Here is a 12,889-nt window from a genome sequence, read left to right on the forward strand (position 1 = left end):
CTACTCCTCTCGAAAACGGTTGCGGAACAGGGCGGAAAGGTGCTCCAGCGCGTGTCGCGCATCGGCCCCCACCCCGCGCAAGGTAAGGTGCGTACCCTTGGCGGCGGCCAGGGACAGGATGTCCAGAATGCTCTTGGCGTCCACTTCCATGCCGTCCATGGCAAGAAAGAGCTCCGCGCCGAACTTCTGCGCTTCCTGGGCCAGGCGGGCGGCCGGTCTGGCGTGCAGGCCCTGGTCGTTGGCCACGCACACCGTCACGGTAAGTCCTTCCTGCGTCTCTTCGATGGGTTCCTGCACGTCGTGTATCCTGTAGGCTATGGCGTCGGTATGGTTCGTGATGCGGGCGACTGGCTAAAAACCCCAGGGCAAGGGCATCCAATCATCGGCCCACGGCAGGGCGAAGGCTGCTGCGGTAGCGCAGACGGCCAGAAAGATTCGCGAAACATGAAAGCGGCCAATCAGCCACGAGGCCAGCATGAGCAGCAGCGCGGACAGCGTCCAGCGCGAGGCATGCTGGTGGTGCGGCCAGATCAGCCACAACAGGCTCGCCAGCACCACGGCGTTGCACAGCTTCAGCTTTTCGCCCCAGTTGATGAGGTCCCACTGCTTCAGCCGTTGCAGCACCTTCAGCCCTTCGCGCAGGCCCGCAGCAAAGGTGAACAGCTTGAACACCTGCAACGAGACGAACAGCATCAGGCTCCACAGGAAGGCCGCGCCGTTGTTGCCCGAAACCACCAGCGCGCAGGTGGTCAGCGACCAGAACACCAGCATGCTGCCGCCGAACACCGAATCGCCGATGGCCGACAGGGTGTACACGGTGGTGTCCTTCAGGCTGCGCAGCACCTCTGCCGGAAAGGTGCCGCGCGCGATGCGCGCCTCCAGCGACAGGAACGTGCCCACCAGCAGCGGGGCCCAGAACGGATGCGTATTGAAATGACGCAGGTAGCGCTTGCGCGCCTCTCGGCGGGCGCGCGGGTCCGGGTAGATGGCGGCCAGCCCCGGTTCCATGGCGAACACGATGCCGATGTTCTGGTGCCCGCGCGTGTTGAACGCCGCGCCCACGAGATACGACCGCAGAAAGCACAGCAGCAGCGTCTTGGCGTCGGGCATGGCGTTGGCGGAAGTGGGCATGGAGCACCGTGGCAAGGACGTTGTGGTGTTGAGAGCCTGTCTGCCTGCTTGGCCTGTCTGGCCCGCCTGCCGGACGGATTCGTCTGGCCTGTCTGGCCTGTCTGGCCGGACTGGCCGGACTGGCCGGGGCCGGGATGCGCGCCGGGGAATATTCCTAGCGCGCGTCCTGCATCAGCTTGTAGATATCCTTCACCGTCCAGCCCCGGGTTGCCTCGTGCACCCTGCGGGCCAGTTCGCGCGGTTTCTCGTCGGGGGCCGCCCTGGCCTCGTCGGCCAGCAGGGCCAGCACCTCTGCGCGCGGGGTGGCGGTCACGGATTCCGGAGGACCAATGACTACCGTGATTTCTCCAAGTAATTCACGCGTCAGCTGCGCCCTGTCTTCCAACCTTAGAAGGATAAACTCCTCGTGAGGCTTGGTCAATTCCCGAGCGATGCAGCACTCGCGCGGGCCCAGAACGGCGTGGGCGGCGTCCAGCGTATCGGCCAGTCTGTCCTTGCGTTCGAAAAAGACCAGGGTGGTGCGCACGTTGGCGTATTCAGCGAACAGCTTTTCCACGTCAGAGCGCTTGCGCGGCGGAAAGCCCAGAAAGGTGAACGGCTGCGGGGCAATGCCGCTGCCCGCCAGCGCAGTAATGGGGGCCGAGGGGCCGGGCAGCACCGAAACGTCGATGCCCTCTGCCCGGCAGGCGCGCACCAGCCGAAAGCCGGGGTCGGCCATCAGGGGCATGCCCGCGTCGGAAATGAGCGCGATGTGGGCCCCGGCGCGCAGTTCGTCGAGGATGCGCGGCAGGCGCTCTTCCTCGTTGTGGTCGTGAAAGCTCATGAACCGCTGGGCGGTCAGGCCGCACCGGGCAAACAGCTGCCCGGCACGCCGGGTGTCTTCCGCCAGCACCAGCGCGGCTTCGGTCAGCACCTCGCGGGCGCGGGGCGAAAGGTCACCAGGGTTGCCAAGCGGCGTCGCCACCACCCAGAGACGCGGTGAGGTCGAAGGCATGGGGGTAGTGCTCCAGCGTCAGGGTTGCCCCGTCGTGCACCACGCACACGAGGTCGAAACGGCATGGCCTGTCCCAGCAGTCGTGGGCGGCCAGATACTGCCGGGCGGCGCGCACCAGCTTGCCGCGCTTGGCCGGGGTCAGCGCCTCGTCCGGGCGGGCGGGACCGCTGGCGGCGCGGGTTTTTACTTCCACGAACACCAGAGTGCCCCGGTCGTCGCAGACGATGTCCAGTTCAAGGCCGCCGTGCCGCCAGTTGCGGGCCAGCACCCGCAGGCCGCGTTGGGCCAGCAGCCGGGCCGCCGCCTCTTCGCCCCGCGCCCCGATGGCTGCATTGCCGGTGGCGGATGGTGTGGTCGGGGGGGCGGCGCGGGGCGGCGTCACAGCAGGGTACCCTGCGTCTGGGGCGGTTCTGGCCGCACCCCGCGAAAGGTGGCCCGGTGTTGCGGGCAGGGGCCGTGTTCGGCAATGGCCGCCATGTGCTCCGCCGTGCCGTAGCCCTTGTGCACGGCCAGGCCGTAGTGGGGAAAACGGCGGTCCAGTGCGGTCATGAGCTGGTCGCGAAACGTCTTGGCCAGGATGGATGCGGCGGACACCGCCGGAACCAGCGCATCGCCCCCCACCACGGCGCGCTGCACGGGCGCGGGAAACGGGATGGCAGGGGCGGCCTGATCCGAATGGACCGTATGGACCGAACGGATTGAACTGATCGGATAGTCTGAACCGATCGGTCTGATCGGACGGGCCGGGCAGGGCGGCTGCCCCGCGAACACGGCGGCGGGGATGATCTTGTCCCCGTCGACGATCAACGGAACATCGGACAGGTCGAATTTTCCAGACACACTGGGCAGGCCATGCAGATCGGGCAGGAGCGCCGGAGCCCGGTCGGGGCCGTTCGCCGCATTCCGTGCCGCGTGGCCGGGGCGCAGGAAGCGCACGGCGCGCCACATGGCGTGGAAGGTGGCCTGCAGGATGTTGATGCGCTCGATGTCGCGCGGCCAGACCACGCCCAGGCCCCAGGCCACGGCGTGCTGGCGGATGCACGGGGCCAGGGCCTCGCGTTTGGCGGCGGTGAGCTTCTTGGAATCGGTCAGCCCGGCAAGGTCGGGCAACAGGGCGACCAGCGCGGCGGCGTCGGCGTGGGGCGGCAGGATGACGGCGGCGGCAACTACCGGCCCGGCAAGGCAGCCGCGCCCGGCCTCGTCTATGCCAATGTATGGCGTGGACGGGTGTGGGGGGGCCATATCCGCAAGCAGGCCCTGAAGCATGCCGGGCGCACCGGATACACCGCTTCTGCCACGCGTGGAACGCGCGCTGGGGGCGCTGGCGCGGCGAGCGGGCGGTGACATGCGGCCTCCTGCGGATGACGGAACAGGTGGAGCGGGCCGAAACGGAAGGCAGGGTGCGTGGCCGGAGGGTGGATGCGTCCGGCCCGGCGTGGCTGGGCGTTCGCAGCGCATCACGCGGACTGGATGACAGGTGCCGCGCCAACGAAAAAAGGGGGGACCGGCGTGCCGGACCCCCCTTGCATGAAGCAGTCTGGCCTAGAAGCGGTTCTTGGGCTTGATGCGCGCGGCCTTGCCCTTGAGTTCGCGCAGGTAGTACAGGCGGCTGCGGCGCACGCGGCCTTCCGTCACCATTTCCACGCGGTCGATGAAGGGAGAGTGCAGGGGGAACACGCGTTCCACGCCCACGCCGTCAGACACCTTGCGCACGGTGAACGTTGCGCCGGTGGTGCCGCGGTGGATGCGGATGACGTTGCCCTGGAACACCTGGATGCGTTCCTTTTCACCTTCCACGATGCGCAGGTGCACCTTGATGGTGTCGCCGGACTTGAACTTGGGCAGGTCGAGGCGCAGGTGTTCGCCTTCGATTTTCTTGATGATATTCATGCTCGTGTCTCCCTTGGACCGGAGTTTTTCGCTATCGTGGGTTCGCCGGTTCCGCCTAATAGCAGTCGCCGAGAATCCTGTCCATTATGATGGCGGCGGCGGTGCGCACCGAAAGGTGGTTGTACCCGTCCATCCACCGGACGGGCCGCAGGGTGCCGTCGCACGCCGCCACAAGATGCGGCGACAAGCCGTGGCCGGTGCCGAACAACAGCAGCACCGGGCGTTCCGCGAGGATGGACCTTACCTGACCGACGGTCGTGTCGCCCGCGCCGCGCGCACTGGTTGCCATAACCAGGGGGCGCTGGCCCGTGCGGCGGGTAATGTCGTCCACCGCTTCCTGTACCGTATCGGCGCCGCGCACCAGCCCGAGCGCCTCGCCCCTGTCGGGGTTTGCCGCCAGGCCCGGACCCTCCGTCCAGTGCCGGAGAATGCCGTCGAGCAGCCGCCGCTGGTCCTCGATGGGTGTTACGATGTAATACCCGCCAAGCCCATACGTGCAGGAACAGCGGCCTATATCGTGAATGTCGAGGTTTGTCAAAGACACGGCCACCGATTTTTTTTCCTTGTTCAGCACCGGGTAGTGCACCAGGGCGCAATGCAAGTTGCGTCCGGCCCGTTCCACGGTCTCGGCGGCCTTGTGCCGCAGGAAGGTCATGTCGGTTTCGGTCAGCGGGGCTTCCGGCAGCAGCTCCGGGCGCAGGCGCAGGGTGGCGGCCAGCGACTGCTCGCGCCGCCATGCGGCGATGCGGCCATGGTCGCCGGAGCGCAGCACGTCGGGCACGGGCAGCCCCTCGAACACTTCCGGCCTGGTGTAGTGCGGGTATTCCAGCAGGCCGTCGGAAAAGCTTTCGTCCTCGCCCGATTCCTCCTTGCCCATGAAGCCGGGCACCAGCCGGGCCACGGCCTCGATGACGTTCAGCGCCGCCGTTTCGCCGCCGTTGAGCACGAAATCGCCCACGCAGACCGGTTCGATGTCGAACAGTTCCTCGATGCGCGCGTCGAACCCTTCGTAGCGGCCGCACAGGATGGCCACGTGTTCTTCGCGGGCCAGTTCGCGGGCCATCTGCTGGGTGAAGCGCCGCCCGCGCGGGGCCATCATCAGGATGCGGGCTCTGGGGGCGTCTTCACGCAGGGCGCGCAGGGTGACGGCCAGCGGTTCCGGCAGCATGACCATGCCGGGGCCGCCGCCGTAGGGGCGGTCGTCCACGGTGCGGTGCCGGTCGGTGGTGGCATCGCGCGGGTTGCGGAAGGAAAAGTCCACGGTGCCCGACTCGCGCGCCTTGGCCATGAGCCCGGCGGACAGGGGCGAGTCGAAGAATTCCGGGAACAGGGTGACCAGAGTGAAGTGCATGGCGGCTGTCCGGGCGCTACGCGCCGCCCGATCCTGCTGGATTCCCGGTGCCTGCGGGCTCCCCGGCCTCGTCCGGTCCGGTGGCATCCGCATCAGGCTTGCGGGCGGCGGATTTCTCCGGCGCCTCCAGATACAGTTCCATCAGCCCCGGCGGCGGGGTGATGCGCACCTCGCGCGCGTCGAGGTCGATGGCGGCCACGAATTCCTCCACGGCAGGCAGCAGCACTTCCTTGCCGTCGGCAGTGCGGATGGACCACACCTCCTGCCCGCCGGGCATCTGCACGTCGTCCAGGGTGCCCAGCGCCGCGCCCGTGTCGTGCAGCAGCACGCGCAGGCCCAGCAGTTCGTGCAGGTACACCTCGTCCTCGGCGGGTTCGGGCAGGCGGTCCTTGGGCACCAGCACGTGCATGCCGCGCAGGGTTTCCGCCGCGCTGCGGTCGGCGATGCCTTCGAACAGCACCAGCGGGCGGCCCTGATGGCGCCGCACGGCAGCCACCGTGTGGGGGCGGGGCGCGCCGCGCCCCGGGCGCAGCCACAGGGTGCCGCGCAGAAGGTCGGGCGATTCGGCCCAGAAGTCCACGCCCACTTCGCCGCGCAGGCCGTGGGGTCTGCCGACGAGGCCGATTTCGATGAAGGAGTCGTCGCTCATGTGCGCCCGTTGCGTGGATTGAAGGTGATGCCCGTGGGCGTCGGGAAAGGGCCGCAGGTAACGGCCCGCCGTGCGTGCACGGTCGCCCAAGCGACAAGAGCCCTTCGGCTTGCGCGTCCGGGCTAGTCGTTCTGATGGGCTTCTTGTCGCGTGTCCGCCCCGTCCGACCGTATCACTACGTGCCAGGGGGGCAGAAGGCTACTCGAGGATTTCGAGCACGGAACGCTTGCGCGCCTTGGTGGATGCCGCACCCAGAATGGTGCGCATGGCACGCGCCGTGCGGCCCTGTTTTCCGATGACCTTGCCGAGGTCTTCCTTCGCTACCTTCAGTTCGAGAACGGACGTCTGCTCGCCCTCGACCTCCGTCACATGCACGTCTTCCGGCTTGTCGACGAGGGATTTCGCGATGTATTCGACCAGATCCTTCAGCATGGCCACCTCCACAGGATGTTCCGCAGGATTACAGCTTCCGGCGAGGCGCCTCCGCGACGGGATACCGGGTTACCGGCGCCGCACTATCCGGCCTGCTTCTTGAGCAGGGTACGGACGGTGTCGGTGGGCTCGGCGCCCTGATCCAGCCACTTCTGCACCTTTGCAGTGTCGATCTTCACTTCGGCAGGATTCACCATGGGGTTGTAGAAGCCCAGGAATTCCAGCGGACGGCCATCGCGGCGCGCAGCGCTGTTGACGGCGACGATCCGGTAGAAGGCACGCTTCTTGTTGCCCATGCGGGCGAGTCTCAGCTTCACGGACATGATTTGGTCTCCAACTAGTCTGTGTATAGTATGGTATCTCGGGAAAAGCGCAAGTGGGCGAGAATTCCCACCCGACAACTTTTCGTCCTCAGCGCTTCTTGCTCTTGTTGCGCTGCTGCTTGCGCAGCTGCTTCTTCTTCTTGAGCGCGGTCTTGGACATGGGGTTGGGGCCGCCGGGCGCGCCTTCGCCGTCACCCGTGCCGGGCATTCCCGGCATTCCCGGCATGCCGCCGAGCCCGCCCATGCCGCCCATTCCGGGCAGTCCACCCATTCCTCCAAGGCCCCCCATGCCGCCCATTCCGGGCAGCTTGGGCATGCGCGGCATCTTTCCGGCCTGCGCGGGTTTGCCCCCGCCCATGACCTTTTTCATCATTCCGCGCATCTGCTCGAAATTGTTGATCAGCTGATTCACGTCCTGCACGGTGGTGCCGGAACCCATGGCAATGCGCTGGCGGCGGCTGCCATTCAGCACCTTGGGGTTGCGGCGTTCCTGCATGGTCATGGAATTGATGATGGCCTCTACCCGGCCCATCTCCTTTTCCGGCACGTTCATCTCGCCCAGCTTTTCGCGCAGCGCGCCCATGCCGGGAATCAGCTTCAGGATGCCTTCCAGCGAGCCCAGCTTCTTCAGCCGGCGCATCTGGGTGCGGAAGTCCTCCAGGTCGAACTCCGCCTTCTGGAACTTGCGGCCCAGTTCCTCTGCTTCTTCGGCCTTGATGGTGGACTGCGCCTTCTCGATGAGCGTCATCATGTCGCCCATGCCAAGAATGCGGCCCGCCACGCGGTCGGGGTGGAAGACCTCGATGTCCGAGAGCTTCTCGCCCATGCCCACGAACTTCACCGGCTTGCCGGTGACAGAGCGGATGGACAGGGCCGCGCCGCCGCGGGCATCGCCGTCCATCTTGGTGAGCACGACGCCGGAAATATCGAGCGCGGCGTTGAACGATTCGGCAACCGTCACCGCGTCCTGGCCGGTCATGGCGTCGGCCACGAACAGGATTTCCTGCGGCTCGACGCGACCCTTGATGGAGACCAGCTCCTGCATCAGGGTTTCGTCGATGTGCAGGCGGCCCGCGGTGTCCACGATGACCACGTTGCACTGCTTTTCGCGTGCGTCTTCCACGGCGGCCACGGCGATGTCCACCGGGTTCATGCCGGGGGCCGAGGGATAGGCCGGGATGTCGAGTTGTTTGGCCAGCGTGTGCAACTGGTCGATGGCCGCCGGGCGGTACACGTCGGCGGGCACCAGGTACGGGCGCATCTTCTGCTTGCGCAGCAGGTTGGCAATCTTGGCAGACGACGTGGTCTTGCCCGAGCCCTGCAGGCCCACCATCATGATGACGTAGGGCTGCCTGCCGCGCAGGTCCAGCTGGGTGGTGCCGCCGCCCAGCAGTTCGACCAGTTCGTCATGGACGATCTTCACCACCTGCTGGGCAGGGGTGAGGCTTTTCAGCACGTCCTGGCCGAGACACCGTTCGCGCACGCGCTCGATGAAGTCGCGGACGACCTTGAAGTTGACGTCGGCTTCCAGCAGCGCCAGACGCACCTCGCGAAGGCCATCCTGGATGTTGGCTTCGTCAAGGCGGCCCGTGCCGGTGAACTTCCGGAAAACTCCTGTCAGTCTGTCCGAGAGACTATCGAACATGCATACCCCGTCCGGCGAATATCGTAAGAGGAGGTTCGGTACATGGGTTTGGGGGGGAAGTCAAGGATGTGGGTGGTGGGAAGGGAGGGGATGGGGAGGGGGAAAGTGATGTTCGTTTGGGGTAGTGCGCGGTTGGAGGCGGTTTCTACGAAGACACGCCAGCGCTGTTGTCCGCCCTCGATTTCGTTATGTCTCCGACGGGTGGGAGATGGGGAGTGCGTGGTTGGAGACTGCTTCTACGATGACAGTTGTGCCCTCTTGGTCCCCCCCGATTTCGTTATGTCTCCGGCAGGCAAGGGGCCGCCGCTCTGCGGCCCCTTGCCTGCCGGAGACATAACGAAATCGAGAGTGAACAAAAGGGCAGTACTGTCTTCGTTGAAGCCGGGTGCGAGCGAGCGGGGCCTCTTCCGTTCCTGTCCATCAAAATAAAGAGAGGCCGCACCCATCAGGGCACGGCCTCTCTTTTCTTGCTCTTAATCCGAGTCCATCGGCGTCAGCCGCTACCCCTTGATGGCCCTTCTGAACCCTTCCTCCGACCTTGCAATCACATCCTCGCCCACGCAGAAGGTCAGCCGGAAGTGCCCCGGCCCGCCGAAGCCGGAACCCGGAACGGCTAGCACCTTCTCTTCCATCAGCCGGTTGACGAACTTCACGTCGTCGCCGCCCGGTGCCTTGGGAAAGAAGTAGAACGCCCCGGCGGGCATCTGGAATTCGTACCCCGCATCTCGCAGGATGCGCGCCATCATGTCGCGGCGGCGGGCGTAGATGCCCGCGTCCACCTGCGAACCCAGCGCCTTGGCCATCAGGTGCTGGCCCACGGCGGGCGGGTTCACGAAGCCGAGGATGCGGTTGGTCAGCAGCAGCGCGGCCGTCAGCGTGGACCGGCCTTCCATCAGCGGCGAAAGGGCGATGTAACCCAGTCGCTCGCCCGCCAGCGAAAGGTTCTTGGAGAACGAGCTGATCACCACCGCGTGCTGGTACAGGGGCAGCAGCGACGGCACCTCGTCGCCGTCATAGGACAGGAAGCGGTAGGGCTCGTCCGAGATCAGGAAGATGGGGCGCCCGTGCTTTTGCGATGCGCGGCCCAGCGCCGCCGCAAGCTCGGTCAGTTCCGCCCGGTTGTAGATGACTCCGGTGGGGTTGTTGGGCGAGTTGACGATGAGCGCCCGTGTCCTGGGGCCGATGGCGGCCTCGATGGCGGCCACGTCCAGCGCGAAGGTGTCGGGTTTCGAGGGCACGGTGCGGAAGGTGCCGCCGTGGTTGGCCACGTAGAAGCCGTATTCCACGAAGAACGGCGACACGGCCAGCACCTCGTCGCCGGGCTCCAGCACCGCGCGCAGGAAGGCGTTCAGCCCGCCCGCCGCGCCGCAGGTGAGCACCACGTCGTCGGCGGCCAGGTCCACGCCCTGCTCGGCGGAAAGGTGCGCGGCCAGCTTGGCGCGGGCCCACGGGTAGCCGCCGTTGGGCATGTAGCCGAAGGTGAACGGCTCGCCCGCGTGGTCGGCCAGTTCGCGCAGGGCCTGGCCCACGGCGGGCGGGGCAGGCAGGTCGGGGTTGCCCAGGCTGAAGTCGCACACGGCCTCTTCGCCGTACTGCTGCTTGAGGGCTATGCCCGCCTCGAACATCTTGCGGATCCACGACGAACGTTCAAGGTACCCGGAAATCTGCTGGGATATGAGCGACATGTTGCGACCTCGGCGGGTTGTCGGTGGTGCGGGCGGCCCTCGCAAAGCAGGCGGCGGGCCGCAAACGGCGCGGGGGAGGCGACGCGGCGCGCGTCGCCTCCCCCGGCGGGTCATGATCTAGAACATGGAGTTGGCGTCCAGGCGCAGGCGGTTGATGCGCACCCGCCGCAGTTCCTTCTGCACTTCCAGTTGCAGCTTGCGCTGGCGCGCCTGGTGGATTTCCTGCGCGAAGCAGATTCCCTCGTCGGGGCGCTCCGTCTCGCACAGGTGGCGCACGGTGGCCTCGCAGGCGCGGCGTTCCTCTTCGAGCAGGGCCATCTGGGCCTCCAGCTCGGGGATGCTATTCGGCAATGATGCGTCGTCGAGCGGGCTTGGCACCGTCATCCTTCTGCTCCTTGGGCTTGCGCGGGGCGTTATCGGGCGAGGGCAGGCCGTTGTACAGCGCCCAGAAGCCGGGCATCAGCTCGGTCACGTTGCCGGGGTTGGACAGGTGCAGGCCGGGGCGCAGCAGCGCGCCCAGCGCCAGCCCGAACGTCCAGGCCGCCGTGGGGCTGGCCCAGGGCGAACCGTTGGCCGGGGCCTTGGAACCGGCGGCCACCACGGAGCGCAGCACCGGCTGCCCAGCCTCGGTGGCCAGGGCGAAGCCCAGCTGCTCGGCAAAGCTTTCAGCCGTCACCGTGTCCACCCCTTCGGGCAGCAGCGGCGCGGGCACCACGTCCACCTTGGCCGCGCGGGCCGTGGCGGCGGCCAGGGCCAGCGCCAGCGGGGCGTAGTCGAGGGGCAGGGCCGATGCGTCCAGCGGGGCGGTGGGCGCGGGCGCGGCCTGCACCGAAGGCTTCATGGCGGGTTTGGCCGCCACGCCCTTGGCGTCGGCGGTGACCATGAGGCCCGTGGCGCGCAGCAGGTCCAGCACCTGCCCGGCGTGGGGCTGCGTGGCGTCCCAGGTGCCGGAAAGGCGGGCCTCGCCGCTGGTGAAGGCGGGCATGGCCAGCATCACGGCGGACACCAGGGGGTCGATGCCCATGGCAGGGACCTTGGGCACGCGCAGCTTGGCGGCGGGCACGGGGGTGACGCTCACAGACAGCGCGTCGTCGCCGGTTTCGCCCAGCGTGGCCACCTTGGCCTTGCAGGTGTGCAGCAGGGGCAGCACTTCCGCGATGCAGGCGGCGGCGTCGGGGTGGGCGGCGCAGTGCAGGGTGATGGGGGCGTTCCAGAACGGGGCGGCCAGCAGCAGCGCGGTCAGCGCGTCGGCGGGCAGTTCCGCCGGGATGCGCACCTCGTCGGGCAGCACGCCGGAACATTCCAGACGCACCGGCAGGCCGGACGACTTGGGCACCACGGGGGCCAGACGCGCGCCGAGCAGCGGCAGGAACTGGCGCAGCGCGGTGGTGTCGGCCATCTTCAGGGCCGGGCCGCCGGTGAACTTGACCTTGCCGACGGCGCCAAGGGACAACGCGGCCAGCAGGTGGAAATTGAGGGAATCGTCACCCGCGTAGATGACCTTGTCGGTGAATTCCAGCGGGTCGCCGCCCTTGCTGCGCACCAGCGAATCGCCTTCCCACGACAGATGGGCACCCGCCTGGTTCAACGCCTTCACGGCGTCGATCAGGTGGTCGCCCAGCATGGCGCCCTCTATGTCGGCCTCGGCACCGGCGGCGGCGGCCAGGGCCACCCAGAGCCGGGTGGGGCGGACGGCCAGCGGTCCATATATATTGATGGAGACGGGGCGGCGCGGCGGGGCAAGGTTGAAACTGGGGCGCACTTCGCCTTCGGGGCTGCGCTCCTGCATTTCCACTTCCTGCAACAGTGCGAACAGCTGGCGCACGAAGCGCGGGTCGCGGCTGACGCGCGCGGCGGCGCTTTCCCAGGCCTCGCGCAGCTGCTTTTCGGCCACGGTGTCGCGCGCGGGGGCGGATGACACGCCGGGACGGCGGCTGCCGCGCACCTTCTGGAAGAGGCGGGCGCGCTTGGCCAGCAGGCGGATGATGTCGCGGTCGAGCTCCATGATGGATTCGACCAGCGACTGGCCGGAAGCGGGGCGGCCCTGACCGGGGCGGGGCGAGCGGGCGGGCCTGTCGGACCGGTCGGGCCGGTCGGATCGCTCAGGTCTGTCGGCTCGGTCGGTCCGGTCGGAGCGCTCGGGCCGGTCGGATCGGGCAGGGCGCTCGGCCCGTTCAAAGCGTTCCGGCTGGGACGCGGCATCCCGTTCCGGACGGCCGGACGGGGAATCGTTGGTGTCGTGCATGGGGAAACCTGTGTTGGGATGGTGATGTGGCGTACCACCTAGCCCGAAACGTGCGCTTCGGCAAGTGGCAAGGCCCGTGCGGAACTGGCGATGCGTGGGGCAGAGCGGCAAGCGGACTGGCGGAAGGGCTTCGGATCGGGTGGGCGTCTGGTGCCCGCAGGGAAGGCCGCTACCCTGCATTGGCGCGTGTGCCCACATCCGACGATGGGGGCGCTGTCACCAGCTTGAGACAATGTGCACATGCCAGGCAGTGGCGGGGTTTCTGGTGTATTTGTTTTTATTTCGGTGCGTTGTGTGTAGGGTGCGTGGGCGCGCTCGCGAAGCAGGGCGTATGCGGGAAGCCCCTTTGGTGACATTTTCGCGCCATGCGCATGTCGTCACAAGGGTGTCGCAAGGGTGTCGCGGCGGCATGTAACTGCTTGTTTGAACAGTCATAGCCGGGGTGCCCGGTTCCGGATCGCCCTAATCCTTCATTGCCGGAAACCCGTTCCGGGCGGTCTTTCGTGAAAAAATGGATAAAAGGCCGCGAAACGACGGCAGACGG

Annotated in this window: 13 protein-coding genes and 1 pseudogene; all 14 read right to left on the minus strand. The window is 67.3% G+C overall.

Annotated features, from left to right (window positions below):
• The 14 genes and pseudogenes from K6142_RS03190 to K6142_RS03255 all read right to left on the minus strand — a co-directional run bounded on the left by K6142_RS03190 (position 1) and on the right by K6142_RS03255 (position 12,345).
• The gene (locus tag K6142_RS03190) at positions 1-297 is read right to left on the minus strand and encodes an HPr family phosphocarrier protein (RefSeq protein ID WP_190245687.1); all 297 of its coding nucleotides are present in this window, start codon (positions 295-297) and stop codon (positions 1-3) included.
• A 54-nt stretch (positions 298-351) separates the two neighbouring features.
• Positions 352-1,131, minus strand: coding sequence for a PTS system mannose/fructose/sorbose family transporter subunit IID (locus K6142_RS03195; RefSeq protein ID WP_190245686.1), 780 nt, complete (start codon positions 1,129-1,131; stop codon positions 352-354).
• Between the two features lie 154 nt (positions 1,132-1,285).
• Positions 1,286-2,125, minus strand: a complete 840-nt coding sequence (gene rsmI, locus K6142_RS03200) for a 16S rRNA (cytidine(1402)-2'-O)-methyltransferase (RefSeq protein ID WP_190245685.1) — start codon at positions 2,123-2,125, stop codon at positions 1,286-1,288.
• On the minus strand, positions 2,067-2,507 hold the full coding sequence (locus K6142_RS03205) for a YraN family protein (RefSeq protein ID WP_190245684.1): 441 nt from the start codon (positions 2,505-2,507) through the stop codon (positions 2,067-2,069). Before K6142_RS03205 ends, rsmI begins: the two co-directional genes overlap by 59 nt.
• Complete coding sequence (locus K6142_RS16710) at positions 2,504-3,391, minus strand: ribonuclease HII (protein WP_190245691.1); 888 nt, start codon at positions 3,389-3,391, stop codon at positions 2,504-2,506. The genes K6142_RS03205 and K6142_RS16710 overlap by 4 nt, the downstream gene beginning before the upstream one ends.
• 276 nt (positions 3,392-3,667) lie before the next feature.
• Entirely contained in the window at positions 3,668-4,015 is a 348-nt protein-coding gene (gene rplS / locus K6142_RS03215; RefSeq protein ID WP_190245683.1) for a 50S ribosomal protein L19, read from the minus strand.
• A 55-nt stretch (positions 4,016-4,070) separates the two neighbouring features.
• Positions 4,071-5,366 (minus strand): tRNA (guanosine(37)-N1)-methyltransferase TrmD, encoded by a 1,296-nt coding sequence (gene trmD / locus K6142_RS03220; protein ID WP_015946504.1) that lies wholly within the window; start codon positions 5,364-5,366, stop codon positions 4,071-4,073.
• Between the two features lie 127 nt (positions 5,367-5,493).
• A pseudogene (gene rimM / locus K6142_RS03225) lies at positions 5,494-6,015 on the minus strand (ribosome maturation factor RimM); the annotation flags it as partial.
• A 198-nt stretch (positions 6,016-6,213) separates the two neighbouring features.
• Entirely contained in the window at positions 6,214-6,447 is a 234-nt protein-coding gene (locus K6142_RS03230) for a KH domain-containing protein (protein WP_015946506.1), read from the minus strand.
• Positions 6,448-6,530: 83 nt separating this feature from the next.
• Positions 6,531-6,770 carry a 30S ribosomal protein S16 gene (gene rpsP / locus K6142_RS03235; protein ID WP_015946507.1) on the minus strand — a complete coding sequence of 80 codons (240 nt, stop codon included), beginning with the start codon at positions 6,768-6,770 and terminating at the stop codon, positions 6,531-6,533.
• Between the two features lie 88 nt (positions 6,771-6,858).
• A complete protein-coding gene (ffh, locus tag K6142_RS03240) occupies positions 6,859-8,415 on the minus strand; it encodes a signal recognition particle protein (RefSeq protein WP_190245681.1) in 1,557 nt (518 codons plus the stop codon).
• A gap of 500 nt (positions 8,416-8,915) precedes the next feature.
• Entirely contained in the window at positions 8,916-10,100 is a 1,185-nt protein-coding gene (locus K6142_RS03245) for a pyridoxal phosphate-dependent aminotransferase (protein WP_190245680.1), read from the minus strand.
• A 117-nt stretch (positions 10,101-10,217) separates the two neighbouring features.
• Positions 10,218-10,451 carry a hypothetical protein gene (locus K6142_RS03250; protein WP_035068570.1) on the minus strand — a complete coding sequence of 78 codons (234 nt, stop codon included), beginning with the start codon at positions 10,449-10,451 and terminating at the stop codon, positions 10,218-10,220.
• Positions 10,441-12,345, minus strand: a complete 1,905-nt coding sequence (locus K6142_RS03255) for a chorismate mutase (RefSeq protein WP_263284216.1) — start codon at positions 12,343-12,345, stop codon at positions 10,441-10,443. Before K6142_RS03255 ends, K6142_RS03250 begins: the two co-directional genes overlap by 11 nt.
• Between the last annotated feature and the right edge of the window lie 544 nt (positions 12,346-12,889).

The sequence above is a fragment of the Nitratidesulfovibrio sp. SRB-5 genome (assembly GCF_019931275.1).
Classification (GTDB): Bacteria; Desulfobacterota; Desulfovibrionia; order Desulfovibrionales; family Desulfovibrionaceae; genus Cupidesulfovibrio.

Coding starts and splice junctions, on each gene's coding strand:
- K6142_RS03195 (WP_190245686.1), bottom strand. CDS start 1,131: ATGCCCACTTCCGCCAACGCCATGCCCGACGCCAAGACGCTGCTGCTG.
- rsmI (WP_190245685.1), bottom strand. CDS start 2,125: ATGCCTTCGACCTCACCGCGTCTCTGGGTGGTGGCGACGCCGCTTGGC.
- K6142_RS16710 (WP_190245691.1), bottom strand. CDS start 3,391: ATGCTTCAGGGCCTGCTTGCGGATATGGCCCCCCCACACCCGTCCACG.
- rplS (WP_190245683.1), bottom strand. CDS start 4,015: ATGAATATCATCAAGAAAATCGAAGGCGAACACCTGCGCCTCGACCTG.
- trmD (WP_015946504.1), bottom strand. CDS start 5,366: ATGCACTTCACTCTGGTCACCCTGTTCCCGGAATTCTTCGACTCGCCC.
- K6142_RS03230 (WP_015946506.1), bottom strand. CDS start 6,447: ATGCTGAAGGATCTGGTCGAATACATCGCGAAATCCCTCGTCGACAAG.
- rpsP (WP_015946507.1), bottom strand. CDS start 6,770: ATGTCCGTGAAGCTGAGACTCGCCCGCATGGGCAACAAGAAGCGTGCC.
- ffh (WP_190245681.1), bottom strand. CDS start 8,415: ATGTTCGATAGTCTCTCGGACAGACTGACAGGAGTTTTCCGGAAGTTC.
- K6142_RS03245 (WP_190245680.1), bottom strand. CDS start 10,100: ATGTCGCTCATATCCCAGCAGATTTCCGGGTACCTTGAACGTTCGTCG.
- K6142_RS03255 (WP_263284216.1), bottom strand. CDS start 12,345: ATGCACGACACCAACGATTCCCCGTCCGGCCGTCCGGAACGGGATGCC.